Annotated in this window: 13 protein-coding genes; 2 read left to right on the forward strand and 11 right to left on the reverse strand. The window is 72.9% G+C overall.

Annotated features, from left to right (window positions below; translation table 11 throughout):
• Positions 1 to 12 precede the first annotated feature (12 nt).
• From ACIPYW_RS01990 to ACIPYW_RS02040, 11 genes are all read right to left on the reverse strand, one after another.
• Positions 13 to 795, reverse strand: coding sequence for a putative protein N(5)-glutamine methyltransferase (locus ACIPYW_RS01990; RefSeq protein ID WP_400410302.1), 783 nt, complete (start codon positions 793 to 795; stop codon positions 13 to 15).
• Positions 796 to 811: 16 nt separating this feature from the next.
• Positions 812 to 1,789 (reverse strand): ribose-phosphate diphosphokinase, encoded by a 978-nt coding sequence (locus ACIPYW_RS01995; RefSeq protein ID WP_290132628.1) that lies wholly within the window; start codon positions 1,787 to 1,789, stop codon positions 812 to 814.
• 55 nt (positions 1,790 to 1,844) lie between these two features.
• The gene (gene glmU, locus ACIPYW_RS02000; protein WP_400410304.1) at positions 1,845 to 3,278 is read right to left on the reverse strand and encodes a bifunctional UDP-N-acetylglucosamine diphosphorylase/glucosamine-1-phosphate N-acetyltransferase GlmU; all 1,434 of its coding nucleotides are present in this window, start codon (positions 3,276 to 3,278) and stop codon (positions 1,845 to 1,847) included.
• Positions 3,279 to 3,390: 112 nt separating this feature from the next.
• The gene (locus ACIPYW_RS02005; RefSeq protein WP_400410306.1) at positions 3,391 to 4,764 is read right to left on the reverse strand and encodes an MFS transporter; all 1,374 of its coding nucleotides are present in this window, start codon (positions 4,762 to 4,764) and stop codon (positions 3,391 to 3,393) included.
• A gap of 205 nt (positions 4,765 to 4,969) precedes the next feature.
• Positions 4,970 to 6,409: a hypothetical protein gene (locus tag ACIPYW_RS02010; RefSeq protein ID WP_400410308.1), complete on the reverse strand. Its 1,440-nt coding sequence runs from the start codon at positions 6,407 to 6,409 to the stop codon at positions 4,970 to 4,972.
• Between the two features lie 26 nt (positions 6,410 to 6,435).
• Complete coding sequence (locus tag ACIPYW_RS02015) at positions 6,436 to 7,479, reverse strand: NAD(P)-dependent alcohol dehydrogenase (RefSeq protein WP_400410310.1); 1,044 nt, start codon at positions 7,477 to 7,479, stop codon at positions 6,436 to 6,438.
• A complete protein-coding gene (locus ACIPYW_RS02020) occupies positions 7,476 to 8,786 on the reverse strand; it encodes an ROK family protein (protein WP_400410311.1) in 1,311 nt (436 codons plus the stop codon). Before ACIPYW_RS02020 ends, ACIPYW_RS02015 begins: the two co-directional genes overlap by 4 nt.
• Positions 8,787 to 8,927: 141 nt before the next feature.
• Positions 8,928 to 9,977 (reverse strand): sugar phosphate isomerase/epimerase family protein, encoded by a 1,050-nt coding sequence (locus ACIPYW_RS02025; protein ID WP_400410313.1) that lies wholly within the window; start codon positions 9,975 to 9,977, stop codon positions 8,928 to 8,930.
• Positions 9,978 to 10,008: 31 nt separating this feature from the next.
• Positions 10,009 to 11,121 (reverse strand): Gfo/Idh/MocA family protein, encoded by a 1,113-nt coding sequence (locus ACIPYW_RS02030; RefSeq protein ID WP_400410315.1) that lies wholly within the window; start codon positions 11,119 to 11,121, stop codon positions 10,009 to 10,011.
• Positions 11,106 to 11,804, reverse strand: coding sequence for a ThuA domain-containing protein (locus tag ACIPYW_RS02035; protein ID WP_400410317.1), 699 nt, complete (start codon positions 11,802 to 11,804; stop codon positions 11,106 to 11,108). The genes ACIPYW_RS02030 and ACIPYW_RS02035 overlap by 16 nt, the downstream gene beginning before the upstream one ends.
• A complete protein-coding gene (locus tag ACIPYW_RS02040; RefSeq protein WP_400410319.1) occupies positions 11,805 to 12,998 on the reverse strand; it encodes a Gfo/Idh/MocA family protein in 1,194 nt (397 codons plus the stop codon).
• A gap of 96 nt (positions 12,999 to 13,094) precedes the next feature.
• On the opposite strand from ACIPYW_RS02040, the gene xylA reads away from it, so the two are divergent.
• Both xylA and ACIPYW_RS02050 read left to right on the forward strand, forming a co-directional pair.
• Positions 13,095 to 14,285: a xylose isomerase gene (gene xylA, locus ACIPYW_RS02045; protein ID WP_400410321.1), complete on the forward strand. Its 1,191-nt coding sequence runs from the start codon at positions 13,095 to 13,097 to the stop codon at positions 14,283 to 14,285.
• A complete protein-coding gene (locus tag ACIPYW_RS02050; RefSeq protein ID WP_400410323.1) occupies positions 14,282 to 15,751 on the forward strand; it encodes an FGGY family carbohydrate kinase in 1,470 nt (489 codons plus the stop codon). Before xylA ends, ACIPYW_RS02050 begins: the two co-directional genes overlap by 4 nt.

Raw genomic sequence — 15,751 nt, forward strand, 5'->3', positions numbered from 1 at the left:
GTCGCTGCCGCCTCAGTCCTGTCGCAGCGTCGCGACCACACACGTCCCGTCGACCGTGTCGTCGTGGACGACCTCGGCCGCGAACCCGTTGGCATCGAACGTCCGCGCGGACGCGGATGCCTGCGACTCCGACACCTCGATGACGACGGCACCGCCCGGTCGGAGCCACGCTCCCGCACCCGCGGCGATCCGTCGGTGGAGATCGAGCCCGTCCGGACCGCCGTCGAGGGCCACCCGGTGCTCGTGGTCGCGAGCCTCGGTCGGCATCGTCGCGACGGCGTCGGTCGGGACGTAGGGCGCGTTCACCGCGATGACGTCGACGGTTCCGCGGAGGCGCTCGGGCAGGGCGTCGAACAGGTCCCCCACGACGACGATGCCGCGATCGCCGATGTTCTCCGCCGCCACGTCGACCGCGTCGGGGTCGATGTCGGACGCCACGAGGTCGAGCGCACCGACCCGCTCGAGCAGTGCGACGGCGATCGCACCCGCCCCGCAGCAGAGGTCGACGACCCGGTCGTACCGGTGCAGTCGTCGAGCCGCCTCGGCCACGACGGCGGCGGTCCGGGCACGGGGCACGAACACGCCGCTCGTCACGCGCACACGGTGCCCGTCGAACGCCGCCCACCCGAGGACGTACTCGAGCGGTTCGCCGCCGAGCCGCCGCTGCACGAGACCGCGGAGCCGGACGGGGTCACCGTCCCCGGCAGCGAGGAGCAGGTCTGCTTCGTCCTCCGCGTAGACGCTGCCGCCGCCGCGGAGGCGGGCAGCGAGGGCGTCCCGGGCTGCCGAACTCACCGGAGTGCGGTGCAGGTCAGGCCGCGCCGTCGAACATCGACGTCACGGAGCCGTCGTCGAAGACCTCGTGGATGGCGCGGGCGATGAGCGGGGCGATCGGCAGGACCTCGAGACGGTCCCAGCGCTTCTCCTCCGGCAGCGGGAGCGTGTCGGTGACGACGACCCGGTCGATGAACTCGCTCTGCAGGAGTTCGGTGGCCGGGTCGGAGAACACGGCGTGCGTCGCGGCGACGACGACACCGGTGGCGCCGTTCGCCTTGAGCGCCTCGGCGGCCTTGGCGATCGTGCGGCCGGTGTCGATGAGGTCGTCGACGAGCAGGCAGACGCGCCCCTTCACGTCGCCGACGATCTCGTGCACGGACACCTGGTTCGGCACCAGCGGGTCGCGACGCTTGTGGATGATCGCCAGCGGTGCGCCGAGCTTCTCCGACCAGATGTCGGCCACCCGCACGCGGCCCATGTCCGGCGACACGACGGTGAGCGTCGACGGGTCGAGGATCTCCTGGAAGCGCTCGAGCAGCACGGGCATCGCGAAGAGGTGGTCGACCGGGCCGTCGAAGAAGCCCTGGATCTGCGCGGCGTGCAGGTCGACGCTCATGATCCGGTGCGCGCCCGCGGCCTTGAAGAGGTCGGCGACGAGTCGGGCCGAGATCGGCTCGCGACCACGGCCCTTCTTGTCCTGGCGGGCGTACGGGTAGAACGGCGCGACGACGGTGATGCGCTTCGCGGAGGCACGCTTCAGGGCGTCGACGATGATGAGCTGCTCCATGAGCCACTCGTTGATCGGCGCCGTGTGCGACTGGATCACGAACGCGTCGCAGCCGCGCACCGACTCGTCGAACCGCGCGTAGAGCTCACCGTTCGCGAACGTGCGGGCGTCGGTCGGGACGAGGTCGACACCGAGCTCCTCCGCGATCTCCGCCGACAGCGTGGGGTGTGCCCGGCCCGAGACGAGGACGAGTCGCTTCTGACCAGTGGCTTTGATTCCGGACAAGTGCCGTGCTCACTCCCTGACCCCCGAGGGGCCGTGTCGATCGACCCGGGGGCCGTCAGATCTGTTCGCCGCGCGCGCGCCGAGCCGCGTCGGCCGCCGGCGTTCCGGGTCGGTGTTCCTCGACCCAGCCGTCGGTGTTGCGCTGTGGGGCGTAGCTGATCGCCAGCGACCCGGCAGGGACGTCCTTGCGGACGGTGGTCCCGGCGCCGGTGTACGCTCCGTCACCAATCCTAACCGGGGCGACGAACACGTTGTGCGACCCGGTGCGGACGTTCGACCCGACCTCGGTCCGGTGCTTCGCGACGCCGTCGTAGTTCGCGGTGATCGTGTTCGCGCCGATGTTCGAGTCCTCGCCCACCTCGGCGTCGCCGATGTACGACAGGTGCGGGACCTTGCTGCCCCGGCCGATGACCGCGTTCTTCGTCTCGACGAAGGTGCCGATCTTGCCCTGGTCGCCGAGGATCGTCCCCGGACGCAGGTACGCGAACGGTCCGACGGAGGCTCCCGCACCGATCACGGCGAGCGTCGCGTCGACCCGGTTCACGGTCGCGCCCGCGCCGACCTCGGTGTCACGGAGCGTGGTGTCCGGTCCGACGACGGCTCCGGACGCGACGGCGGTGGCCCCCACGAGCTGCGTGCCCGGCAGGACCTCGGCGTCCGGCTCGATCGTGACGTCGAGGTCGATCCACGTCGTCGCCGGGTCCTGCACGGTGACACCGGCGACCTGGTGACGACGGACGATCCGGGCGTTCAGCTCGCGGGCGGCGTCGGACAGCTGCGCGCGGTCGTTGATGCCGGCGACGAGCCACGGGTCGGTGAGCGTGACGACGTCGATGCGCCCGCCCCGCTCGCCGATGAGCGCGGGCGCGTCGGTGATGTACTTCTCGCCCTGCGCGTTCGCCGTGGTGAGCGCGGGCAGGACCGCGCGGAGGTGGGTGACGTCGAACGCGTAGATGCCCGCGTTCGCCTCGGTGATCGTCAGCTGCTCGGCCGTCGCGTCCTTGTGCTCGACGACCCCGACGAACGCGCCGTCGGCGTCACGGACGATGCGGCCGAGTCCGGTGGGGTCCGGGGCGATCGCGCTCACGAAGGTGGCGCCGTTGCCGCCGCCGACGTGGGCGTCGACGAGGGACCGGAGGGACACGGCGTCGAGCAGGGGCACGTCGCCCGAGAGCACCACGACGGCACCGTCGAAGTCGTCGGGGAGCGCCTGCACCGCGACCTCCACGGCGCGGCCGGTGCCGGGGACGTCGTCCTGGTCGACCACGAGGGCGCCCGGCGCACGCTCGACGACCTCGGCGGCGACGCGGTCCCGCTCGTGACGGACCACGACGGCGACGTGCTCGGGCTCGAGCGACGACGCGGTGCGGAGCACGTGCGCGATGAGCGGCAGTCCGGCGAGGCGGTGCAGCACCTTCGGCGTGGCGGACTTCATGCGGGTGCCCTGGCCTGCGGCGAGGACGACGACGGCGATGCGCTGGTCGGTCATGCCCCCATCCTGGCGCACGTCGGCTCGGCGGGTGGTCCGGACCGCTGTGTCGAGCGAACCGTGCGCCGTACCGCAGCACGCGATCAGCGGCCGGCGGTACCGCACCACGCGATCAACGGCCGGCGGGCTCCGCCCGCACGAAGGCCATGCACACCAACCCCGCCACGAGCACCACCACGATGCCGAGGATCCCGTACCGCGTCGATCCCCCGATCGTCACCGCGAGCGCGAACAGCGTCGGGGCGAGGAACGTCGCCGCGCGCCCGGTGGTGGCGTACAGCCCGAAGAGCTCGCCCTCGCGCCCGGGGGTCGCGAGCCGCGCGAGGTACGCCCGCGAGGACGCCTGCACCGGCCCGACGAAGAGCGCCAGGGTGAGGCCGAGCACCCAGAACAGCGCGGACGAGGTGCCGGCGGCGAGCACCCCGAGCCCGCAGAGCGCGAGGCCCACCAGCGAGACCATGATGAGCGCCCGGGAGCCGAACCGGTCGTCGAGCCGCCCGGAGGCGAACGTCGCGACCCCCGCGACGACGTTGGCGGCGATCGCGAACAGGATCACCTGCGACGGCGTGAAGCCGAACACCTGCGCGGCGATGATCCCGCCGAAGGTGAACACCGCGCCGACGCCGTCCCGGAACACGGCGCTCGCGACGAGGAACCCGAGGACGTTGCGGCGCTCCCGCCACAGCCGCGCGACGTCGCGTGCGAGGTCGCGGTAGGCCCCGAGCACGTTGCCGCCACGGGACCGGTCGGCGGCCGCCTCGGGCACGACGAGGAAGAGCGGCACTGAACTCACGGCGAGCCACACGGCGGCGATCCCGATCGCGACGCGGACGTCCCACTGCCCGGTCGCGACGGTGGCGGGCAGCTGCAGGAGCCCTGCGACGTCGCCCCGCCCGAAGTCCTGGATGCAGAGGACGAGCAGGACGACCAGGAGCACGATGCCGCCGAAGTAGCCAGCGGCCCAGCCGATCGCCGACACCCGACCCGTACGGTCCGCGGGTGCGACCTGTCCGAGCATCGCGTTGTAGCCGACGCTGGCGATCTCGTACGCGACGGTGCCGATGCCGAGCAGTGCGGCGCCGAGGTACAGGTAGGGCTGGCTCGGGGCGACGAACACCATGCCGCCGATGGACAGCGCGATGCCGATCGTCGCGATGAGGACGGACCGTCGACGGTGTCCGGTGCTGTCCGCGAGCCGGCCGACCGCGGGCGCGACGAGGGCGACGACGAGCCCGGCGATCGCGAGCGTCGTCGAGACCACGGCCGCGTTGTGCGCCAGCTCGCGCTCCACGGCTGCCTTCCCGGCAGCCGAGGTGTCGGCCACCAGCGCCGGGTCGACGAACGCCCGACTCGCGAGGTACGTGCTGAAGACGAAGGTGGTCACGACCGCGTTGAACGCCGCGGACCCCCAGTCCCAGAGCGCCCACGAGACGAGCGCGCGGCGGTCGGTGCGCTGCGGTGGCACGGCGGTGGGCGACACGGTCATGGCCGAACCGTAGCGCGTCCCGGTGTCGCGCGGGTGGTCCCCGACGAGGGGGCACCGCCGGTCGCCCCCTGGTGCGGAGGGACGGCCTGGAGGCGCGTGGCGGCGCCGCCACCCGCCTCCAGGCCGTCACCGGGTCGCGCCGGGCGCGGGGCGCGACGCCGACCGTCGGCCCGCCGGACGCACGCGCGCTCCGCGCGACCCCGTCTCAGCCGACGGAGAGCGACCCGCCGGACTCCCGCACGCGGCCGTCCTTCGGCACGTACACCCGGAGCCCGTCGAGCGACGTCGTCGTGAAGGCCGAGCGGTCCTCGCGGAGGAGCCGCGTCACGGCGCCGGGCGCGGGCAGTCGCTGGTCGTTGCCGACCACGATCGCGACGTACGGACCGCGGTCGAGGCGGTTCGAGCCGAGGTCCCCGACGTACGGGCGGAAGAGCGTCGGCGTCGCGGCCACGAAGAGGATCGGCCCGTCCGGCACGCCCTCGCGGTCGAGGTACCCGGGCAGCAGGGCGATCCCGGTCGGGTGCGCACGGACCACCGCCTGGCTGAGCCGGACCGACGGCACCACGAGGGCGACGACGAGCACGAGGACCACGGGCACCGTCAGCCACCGCGGCGGGACGGTGGCGAGGCGTGCGAGACCGATCGCGGCGAGCACCAGGAGGAAGGGCATCCAGGCCGTGTAGTACGTGGGGAGCGCGATCTTCGCGACGACGACGTAGAACCCGGCGATGAGCAGGAACGCGACGCCGACGTACGCCACGAGCCGGTCGAACCGGACGATGAGGGCGGCGAGGACCCCGACGGCGATCACGAGGAGCAGGACCTCGCCGGTGCCGTTCGCCATGAACTGCAGGCTCGCCCACCACGGTGCGAAGGTGTAGATCTTCCCGTCGATCGTGATGGGGTGCCCGTTGGTGTTCTGGCCCTCCTGGAACGTGATCATGTAGGTGATCGCGGACCGGATGCCCATCGGCACGTAGAGCGCCACGAACGTGACCGCGAACGCCGCGGCCCAGAGCGCCCCGCCGACGATCCCCTTCCGCACGGCCCGGAACAGGAACGGCAGCAGCAGGAACGCCGGCAGCAGGACGACCGTCGAAACCTTCGACGTGACCGAGACGGCCATGAGCACCCCGGAGACCGGAGCCAGCCACCACGCCCGTTCGCTGCGGATCCACCACCACGCGGCGACGATCGCGAAGACCGCGAACGCCGTCATCACGGGGTCGAGGAGCGCCAGGCGGTCGACGCGTGGGCCCGCGGCACCACGGGGTGTGAGCCACCACATCGCCGCGGCGAGCAGGCCGCACCACCACCCGACCTCACGGCGGAGCCACACGAAGAGCACGACGCCGACCGCGAGGGTCAGCACTCCGACGAGGACGCGCGGGCCGGTCGGTCCCTGCCCGGCGACGAACTGCGCGAGGCCGAACAGGTACTTCGCCGTCGGCGGGTGCTCGCGGTTCCCGGTGAAGTCGCCGTGCACGTACTGCCAACCGGCCCGGACGTAGATGTCCTCGTCGCCCGTGATGTTCGGGCCACCGACGTTCCAGAAGCACTGGAAGAGCGCCCAGAGCCCGACGGCGGCGAGGACACCGAGGCGGACGCGGACGTCGTCGGCGAGGGCGAGCACTCGTGATGGCACCCGACGAACCTAGTCGAGCGCGGTGGTCAGGCGGGCACGCCGCCCGGGTGGACGACCGACTTGAGCGAGGCCGGGTCGGTGTCGCTCTCCAGGGCTTCCCGGACGTCGTCGAGGCCGTAGCGCCCCGTGACGAGCGCGTCGAGGTCGACCTGCCCGGACGCCACCAGCCCGATCGCCACCGGCCAGGTGTTCGTGTACCGGAAGATCCCCGTCACGGTGACCTCGAGGTTCTGGATGTGCTCGACGGGCAGCGTCATCTCGGAGTTGCCGAGCCCGACGAGGACCGCGGCGCCGGCGGGTCCGACCGCCTTGATGCCGTCGGAGACCGCGCGGGGCGCACCGCTCGCGTCGATGAAGGCGTCGACCGGCACGATGTCCGCGGTGACGTCGACCGCGGTCGGGTCGACGACCTCCGTCGCGCCGAACGACAGCGCGCGCTCCCGACGCTCGGCGACGAGGTCGCTCACGAGGATGCGCGTCGCGCCGAAGGCCCGGGCGACCTGCGCGCAGATCACGCCGATCGGACCCGCACCGGCGATGAGCACCGACGAGCCGGGGACGATGCCGGCCTTGCGGGCCGCCGCGATCCCGACCGACAGGGGCTCCAGGAGCGCACCGGCCTCGAACGAGACCGTGTCCGGCAGGGTGTGTGCGAACACCGACTCGATCGTGACGTACTCCGTGAAGGCGCCGTCGACCGGCGGCGTCGCGTAGAACCGCATGTTCGGGCAGAGGTTGTACCGCCCGGCGAGGCACTGCGCGCACCGGTGGCACGGCCGCTGCGGTTCGACCGCGACGCGCTCGCCGACACGGGAGGCGTCGACGCCCTCGCCCACGGCGACGATCGTGCCGGACAGCTCGTGACCGAGGACGAGGGGCTCCTCGACCACGAAGTCGCCGATCCGCCCGTGCCGGTAGTAGTGGACGTCCGAGCCGCAGACACCGACCGCCGCGACACGGACGAGCACGTCGCCGGGCTCCGGTGTCGGGACGGGGCGCTCCTCGACCGTGAGGTCCTGGGTGCCGAGGAGCACGCTCGTGCGCTGGTGCTCCGGGAGCTGCGTGGTCATGCGGGTCTCGCTTCCTCGACCGCTGCGTCGCGGTCGGTCCGGGGGTCGTGCGTGCTGGGGGCGGGGCTCGCGCGGACGACCGCGGCGGGGCGGTTCCGCGCCACCGCGGCCGGGCGGTTCCGCGCCACCGCGGCCGGGTCGCGCAGGAGGTCCCGGAAGCCGACCTCGGCCGCCCCGCGGGTCAGGACGTCGTCACCGAGGGCCGCGGGGACGATGCGCAGCCGATCGGCGGTGCCGGGCATCGACTGCGCCCGGACGGCGTCGAGGATCCGGTCGCCGACGTGCACGAGGAGCACTCCGAGGAAGCCGCCGAGCACGACGACCTCGGGGTTGACGGTGTGGATCGCGTTGCGCAGGGCGGTGGCGAGCGCGGACACCTGGCGGTCGACGACGGCCTCGAGCTCCGGTCGTCCCTCGGCGAGCGCCGCGGCGAGGCCACGGAGGTCGTCCGGTGCCGTGCCGGCCGCGGTCGTGAGGGCTTCGCGGGAGGCCTCGGTCTCGAGGCACCCGACCGCGCCGCAGTGGCAGCGGATGCCGTTCGCCGCGACGAAGGTGTGGCCGAGCTCGCCGGCGTACCCGTCGGCGCCGCTCAGGGGCCGGGCGGCGGCGATGACGCCGCCACCGATGCCGCTCGCGCCACCGTTGAGGTACACGAGGTCGTCGACGCCGCGACCGCTCCCGGCGAGTCGTTCCGCCCACGCGCCGAGGTTGGCGTCGTTCGCGACGGCCACCGGGAGGTCGGTGCGCTCGGCCAGGGGTCCGGCGACGGGTTCGTCGCGCCAGCCGAGGTGCGGGGCGTACTGGACGGTGCCGTCCTCGACCCGGACGGTGCCCGGGACGGCGACACCGATGCCGACGACGCGGACCGTGGGCACGCGGTCGCCCGCTCCGGCCGCGCGCTCGCCCGCTCCGGCCGTCAGTTCCTCGAGCAGCGCCGCGATCGTGTCGACGGCCTCCGACCCGGTCGGCGGGCGGTCCTGCGGGGCGGTGCGGTGGTGGCGGACGGAGCCGTCGAGGCCGACGAGTGCGACCGTGACGGCGTCGATCTCGACCACCGCCGCCGCGGCCACGACGTCCGCCGAGGCCCGCACCACCGGACTCGGTCGACCGACCCCGGTGCCGCGGAGTCCTGCGGGCGGTGCCTCCTCGTGCACGAGGCCGAGGTCGACGAGCTCGCCGACGAGCGCGAGGGTCGTCGAGCGGTTCAGCCCCGTGCGCCGGGTGAGTTCGGCGCGGCTGATCGGGCCCTCCTCGTGCACGAGTCGGAGGACGCGCGCGGCGTTGCCGGGCGCGGTCTGCGGTGCCATGCGGTCCTCCTTCGTGGTGGGGGGTGGTGGGCGGGCGGTTCTCCGTCGGCCCGAGTCTCGCGGTCAGCGACGTCTCTCGCGCCGATCCGCGCGAGAGACGTCGCTGTGCACGAGACTCGGCAGCAAGACCGCGACCGCCGCTCAGCGCGAGCGCGAGAACGCGGCGTCGAACGCGGCGTCCGGCGGGGCGATCGTCCCGAGCTGGCGCACGAACGCGAGCGCCTCGGGGCCGCCGACGAGCCGGTCCATGCCGGCGTCCTCCCACTCGACGCTGGTCGGCCCGTCGTACCCGATGTGGTTCAGCACGCGGAACACCCGCTCCCACGGCACGTCCCCGTGGCCGGCGGTGACGAAGTCCCAGCCCCGCCGGGGGTCGCCCCACGGCAGGTGCGACGACAGGCGTCCGTTCCGCCCGTCGAGCTGCTTCACCGACTCCTTGCAGTGCACGTGGTACACGCGGTCGGCGAAGTCGAGCAGGAACGCGGCGGGGTCGAGGTCCTGCCACACGAAGTGCGACGGGTCGAAGTTGAACCCGAACGCCCGCCGGTCCGCGAAGACGTCGAGGGTCCGACGAGCCGTCCAGTAGTCGTAGGCGATCTCGGACGGGTGCACCTCGAGGGCGAACCGCACGCCGACCTCCTCGAACACGTCGAGGATCGGCGACCAGCGGTCGTGGAAGTCCTGGTAGCCGGCGTCGATCATGCCCGGCGGCACGGGCGGGAACCCGGCGACGGTCTTCCAGATCGACGAGCCCGAGAACCCGGTGACCGTGCGGACCCCGAGGGCAGCGGCGGCGCGGGCCGTCCACTGCAGCTCCTCGGCGGCCCGCTGCCGGACGCCCTCGGGGTCGCCGTCGCCCCACACGTGCTCCGGCACGATGTCCTGGTGCCGCTGGTCGATCGGGTCGTCGCACACGGCCTGCCCGACCAGGTGGTTCGCGATCGTCCAGACCTCGAGGCCGTTGCGCTCCAGGATCGCCTTGCGGTCCGCCACGTACTCGGGGTCCGTCGCTGCGCGCCGGACGTCGAGGTGGTCACCCCAGCAGGCGATCTCCAGTCCGTCGTAGCCCCACTCGCCGGCGAGGCGCGCCACCTCCTCGAAGGGCAGGTCGGCCCACTGGCCGGTGAACAGGGTGACCGGCCTGGAGGCGCGGGTCGTCCCCGTCTCGTCGGTTCCGTCCGTCGTCGTCATCGTCGTCGTCCTTCCTCGCCTGTCGAGCGGGTCACCAGGACCCGGGGGTGGCGCCCGCGGGCACCGTGTCGGGGCGGTCGACGTGCGAGCGCACCTCGACCACGGTGTGCTCGCGGGCGGCGGTCGCGACGGCCTCCATCACCTCGAGCACGTGGAACGCGAGGTCGCCGCTCGCCCGGTGCGGCCGGTCGGTCGCGATCGCGTGCGCCATGTCGGCGAGCCCGTAGCCCCGCCCGGCGTCCGCGTAGCCGGCGGTCACGGGCAGCTCACGCCACTCGCGGTCGTCGGCGGTCGCGATGGACACCGGGTCGGAGAACCGGTTCGGGTCCGGCACGCCGAGGGTGCCGGACGTGCCGTACACCTCGAACAGCGGTGCCCGCGTGGCCCAGACCTCGAACGACACCGTGACCGTGGAGACGACCCCGTCCGCGTGTTCCAGGACCGCGACGACGTGCGTGTCGATGTCGACCCGGAGCGGGGTGCCCGCAGCGGGTCCGGTCGCGATCGTGCGCTCGCGGTCCGACCGTGTGGAGGCGCCGCTCACGCGGACCACCGGGCCGAAGAACTGCACGAGGCTCGTGAGGTAGTACGGCCCCATGTCGAGCAGCGGGCCGCCGCCGGGCTGGTAGTAGAACGCGGGCGCCGGGTGCCAGAGCTCGTGTCCGGGGGCGGACCACGACACCGCGGCGCCGACCGGCGTGCCGATCAGCCCGTCGTCGAGCGCCGCGCGGGCGGTCTGGATCCCGGTGCCGAGCACGGTGTCCGGTGCGCTGCCGACCCGCAGGCCTGCGCGTCGGGCGAGGTCGAGCACGGGCTGCGCCTCCGCGGTGGACATCGCGAGCGGCTTCTCGCCGTACACGTGCTTGCCGGACTCCAGCGCCCGCGTGGCGACCTCGGCGTGCGCGGCGGGGATCGTCAGGTTGAGCACGACGTCGACGTCGTCCGCTCCGAGGAGGTCGTCGACCGAGGACCCCCGGACGCCCTGGGCCTCGCCGACCGACCGCGCCCGGGCGACGTCGATGTCCGCGACGGCGGTGAGCTCGAGCCCGGGCAGCGCCGGGAAGTGCTCGAAGTACTGCTGGCTGATGACGCCGACGCCGACGACCCCCACCCGCAACGGTCGGTCGTTCACCGGGCTGCCCACAGGAGTCCCCTCTCGATGATGGTGCGGAGCGGCTGCGACTCGACGACCTCGAGCCGGTGCCCGGGAGCCGAGACGAACACGCGCCCCTGCCCCCACTGCCGGGTCCAGATCGCGGGGGCGGTGACCGGGCGGTTCCAGGCGTCGAAGTCCCGGGCCTCCTGCGTGGTCGTCGCCAGCACGTCGTTGTACTCGTCGGAGAGCACCCAGTACTGCTCGGTCACGAGGTCGAAGTCCTCGATGCCCTGCGTGATCGGGTGCTCGTGCCCCGCCTCGGTGATGTGCACCGTGTAGGGGATGTAGTTGTCGGACTGCTCGCCGGTGCGCTCCGCCGGAGGCTTCGCCGCGTGGTGCGCGAACTGCCCGCCGACCATGTGCAGGTAGTCGGCGGTGTTCCGGAACGCGTCCGCGATCCCGCCGTGCCACCCCGCGAGGCCCGCACCGCCGAGGACCGCCTGCTGGAGTCCGGCAAACTCGTCGTCGGCGATGGTCGACATCGTCACGACCTGAACGATGAGGTCGACGGAGCCCATGACGGACTCGTCGGCGTACACCGCGGTGCCGTCCTCGACACGGACGTCGAAGCCGTTGTCCCGGAGGAACGGGACGAACAGGTCGGTGGTCTCGACCGGCATGTGGCCGTCCCACCCGCCGCGGACGACGAGGGCCTTCCTGGTGTCCGCCATTCAGATCACCGTCCAGGCGCTGCCGTCGGCCGCGCTGCGCTCGACCGCGTCGAGGACCCGCTGCACGTGCAGCCCCTCCTCGAACGACGGGGACGGGTCTTCGCCCGCCACGATCGCCTGCACGAAGTCCTTCACCTCGTGGCTGAAGGTGTGCTCGTACCCGATGAGGTGTCCGGTCGGCCACCACGCCGCCATGTAGGGGTGCTCGGGCTCGGTCACGATGATCCGTTGGAAGCCCTGCTCGCCCGCCGGGGCGGTGGCGTCGTAGAAGCGCAGCTCGTTCATCGACTCGAGGTCGAACTGGATCGCGCCGGCCGACCCGCTGATCTCCAGCGTGAGACCGTTCTTCCGGCCGGTCGCGTACCGCGTGGCCTCGAACGTGCCGATCGCACCGTCGGCAGCGCCGCCCGCGAGCCGTGCGGTGAAGAACGCGGCGTCATCGACCGTCACCTGGCCACGCTCCTCGGAGGCGGTGCCGGACAGCCCGACGCCCTCCGCCATGAGCGGCCGCTCGGTCACGAAGGTCTCGAGCGTGCCCGAGACCGTGGCGAGCGACGCCCCCGTGACGTGCTCCACGAGGTCGATCGCATGCGCGCCGATGTCGCCGAGCGAGCCGGAGCCCGCGAGCGACTTGTCGAGTCGCCAGGTCATCGGGCCGTCGGGATCTGCCAACCAGTCCTGCAGGTAGAGCGCGCGGACCTGTCGGACGGTGCCGAGCCTCCCGGCCTCCACCAGCCGCTTCGCGAAGGCGATGGCGGGCACCCGACGGTAGCTGAAGCCGACCATCGAGCGGACGCCCGACGCCCGCGCAGCGGCGGCGGCCGCGGTCATCGCCTCGGCCTCGGCGACCGAGTTCGCGAGGGGCTTCTCGCAGAGCACGTGCTTGCCGGCCTCGAGCGCGGCGACGGCCACCTCGACGTGCGACGAGCCGGGCGAGCAGATGTCCACCACGTCGATGTCCGGGTCCGTGACGGCAGCGCGCCAGTCGGTCGACGCGGTCTGCCAGCCGTACTGCCGTCGGGCCGCCTCGGTCCGCTCCGGGTCACGGCCGACGATCACCGCCATCTCCGGTTCGACCCCGAGGTCGAAGAACCTGGGGGCGGTCCGCCACCCCTGCGAGTGGGCGGCTCCCATGAAGCCGTGGCCCACCATCGCCACACGCAGTCGATCCTGCGCCTGTCGGTCCGATGCCATTCGTTCGCTCCTTTGCGATCACGCTTGCCAGAGTCAACACTACCGCTTATGTTGGGCGCGGCAACATTTTGTTTCGACGACGAACGGTGATCCACCATGGCAACGACGCCCACCCGTGACGACAAGTTCTCCTTCGGTCTCTGGACCATCGGCTACAACGGCTCCGACCCGTTCGGCGGCCCGACCCGGCCCGCGCTCGACGTGGTCGAGGCGGTCGAGAAGCTCGACGAGATCGGCGCCTACGGCCTGACCTTCCACGACGACGACCTGTTCGCGTTCGGCTCGACCGACGCCGAGCGTCAGGCACAGATCGACCGCCTGAAGGGCGCCCTCGAGTCGACCGGCATCATCGTGCCGATGGTCACGACGAACCTGTTCTCGGCGCCCGTCTTCAAGGACGGCGGCTTCACCTCGAACGACCGGAACGTCCGTCGCTTCGCCCTCCGCAAGGTGCTCCGCAACCTCGACCTGGCCGCCGAGCTCGGTGCGAAGACGTTCGTCATGTGGGGTGGCCGTGAGGGCTCGGAGTACGACTCCGCCAAGGACGTCCAGGCGGCGCTCGAGCGCTACCGCGAGGCCGTCAACCTCCTCGCCCAGTACGTCACCGACAAGGGCTACGACATCCGCTTCGCGATCGAGCCGAAGCCGAACGAGCCCCGCGGTGACATCCTCCTGCCCACCCTCGGCCACGCGATCGCCTTCACCGAGACGCTCGAGCGCCCGGAGCTCTTCGGCATCAACCCCGAGGTCGGCCACGAGCAGATGGCCGGGCTGAACTTCACGGCTGGCATCGCCCAGGCGCTCTACCAGGGCAAGCTCTTCCACATCGACCTCAACGGGCAGCGCGGCATCAAGTACGACCAGGACCTCGTGTTCGGCCACGGCGACCTGCAGAACGCGTTCTCGCTCGTCGACCTGCTCGAGCACGGCGCACCGCAGGGCGGCCAGGCCTACGACGGCCCCCGCCACTTCGACTACAAGCCGTCGCGCACCGAGGACATCACGGGCGTCTGGGACTCGGCGAAGGCGAACATGCGCATGTACCTCCTCCTCAAGGAGCGTGCGCAGGCGTTCCGCGCCGACCCCGAGGTCCAGGAGGCCCTGTCCGCCGCGAAGGTCGACGAGCTGAGCACCCCGACGCTGAACAGCGGCGAGTCGTACGACGACTTCCTCGCCGACCGCTCCGCCTTCGAGGACTTCGACACCGACGCCTACTTCGGCGGCAAGGGCTTCGGCTTCGTGCGCCTCCAGCAGCTCGCGATCGAGCACCTCATGGGCGCTCGGTGACCCTCGTCGCCGGGGTCGACTCGTCGACCCAGTCCTGCAAGGTCACGATCCGCGACGCCGACACCGGCGCGGTCGTCCGGGAGGGCCGAGCGGCCCACCCGGACGGCACGTCCGTCGACCCCCGCCACTGGTGGGACGCGCTCGGCGCCGCGATCGCGGACGCCGGCGGGTTCGACGACATCGCGGCCGTCGCGGTCGCGGGGCAGCAGCACGGCATGGTGGCGCTCGACGCGGACGGTCGCGTGGTGCGCGACGCGCTCCTCTGGAACGACGTGCGCAGTGCGGACGCGGCCGCGCAGATGGTCGGCGAACTCGGCCGGGAGGCATGGGTCGCCCGCTCGGGGCTGGTCCCGGTGGCCTCGTTCACCGGCACGAAGCTGCGGTGGCTCCGCGAGGCGGAGCCGGAGAACGCGGCGCGCGTCGCGGCCGTCGCACTCCCCCACGACTGGCTGTCGTGGCGGCTGCGCGGGTACGGTCCGGCGGACGAGAGCCCGCTCGGCCCCGACCTCGACGCGCTCGCGACCGACGGCTCGGACGCCAGCGGCACGGCGTACTGGGACCCGGTGCGCCGCGAGTACGACGGGGAGCTGTTCGAGGCCGCGCTCGGCCGTGGTCTGCGGGTCGCCGCTGGTGCCGGCGGCGCTGCGGAGGCCGTGGTGGTGCCGCGGGTGGTCGCGCCGGACGACGCGATGGGCGCGCTCGACGGCGACGTCGAGCTGCCCGGCGGAGCGGTAGCTCGCGCCGGGCTGGTCGTCGGCGCGGGACTCGGCGACAACGCCGGGGCAGCGCTCGGCCTCGGGCTGGGCCCGGGTGACGTCGCGGTGTCCCTCGGCACGAGCGGCACCGTCTTCGGCGTGACCGACACCGAGGTGACGGACCCGAGCGGGACCGTGGCGGGTTTCGCCGACGGGACCGGGTCGCGCCTCCCGATCGTCACGACGCTCAACGCGGCCCGCGTGCTCGAGGTGGTCGGCGGTCTCCTCGGCGTCGACCACGACGCCCTCGGCGAGCTGGCGCTGCAGGCGCCCGCCGGTGCCGACGGACTCGTCCTGGTGCCGTACTTCGTCGGCGAACGCACCCCGAACCGACCGGACGCGACCGCGTCCCTGCTCGGCATGACCCCGGCGACCACCGACCGGGCGCACCTCGCCCGCGCCGCCGTCGAGGGGATGCTCTGCGCCCTCGCCGACGGTCTGGCCGCCGTCGAGGGCACCGGCGTCGAGGTGTCCCGTCTGCTGCTCATCGGCGGTGCCGCACGGAACGAGGCCGTCCGCGTCGTCGCGGCGCAGGTGTTCGGCCGCGACGTCGAACTGCCGGAGCCGGGAGAGTACGTCGCCGCCGGTGCTGCCCGGCAGGCGGCGTGGGTGCTCACGGGCTCCCTGCCGTCGTGGAGCATCGCGACGACGACGATCGCGGCGGACCCGCGCCCCGAGGTCCTCGAGCGGTACCGTTCGGCGGCTGCCTGA

Origin of the sequence: Curtobacterium sp. NPDC089689 (assembly GCF_044749145.1) — a bacterium.
Taxonomy (GTDB): Bacteria; Actinomycetota; Actinomycetes; order Actinomycetales; family Microbacteriaceae; genus Curtobacterium.

Coding starts and splice junctions, on each gene's coding strand:
- glmU (WP_400410304.1), bottom strand. CDS start 3,278: ATGACCGACCAGCGCATCGCCGTCGTCGTCCTCGCCGCAGGCCAGGGC.
- ACIPYW_RS02005 (WP_400410306.1), bottom strand. CDS start 4,764: ATGACCGTGTCGCCCACCGCCGTGCCACCGCAGCGCACCGACCGCCGC.
- ACIPYW_RS02015 (WP_400410310.1), bottom strand. CDS start 7,479: ATGACCACGCAGCTCCCGGAGCACCAGCGCACGAGCGTGCTCCTCGGC.
- ACIPYW_RS02020 (WP_400410311.1), bottom strand. CDS start 8,786: ATGGCACCGCAGACCGCGCCCGGCAACGCCGCGCGCGTCCTCCGACTC.
- ACIPYW_RS02025 (WP_400410313.1), bottom strand. CDS start 9,977: ATGACGACGACGGACGGAACCGACGAGACGGGGACGACCCGCGCCTCC.
- ACIPYW_RS02035 (WP_400410317.1), bottom strand. CDS start 11,804: ATGGCGGACACCAGGAAGGCCCTCGTCGTCCGCGGCGGGTGGGACGGC.
- ACIPYW_RS02040 (WP_400410319.1), bottom strand. CDS start 12,998: ATGGCATCGGACCGACAGGCGCAGGATCGACTGCGTGTGGCGATGGTG.
- xylA (WP_400410321.1), top strand. CDS start 13,095: ATGGCAACGACGCCCACCCGTGACGACAAGTTCTCCTTCGGTCTCTGG.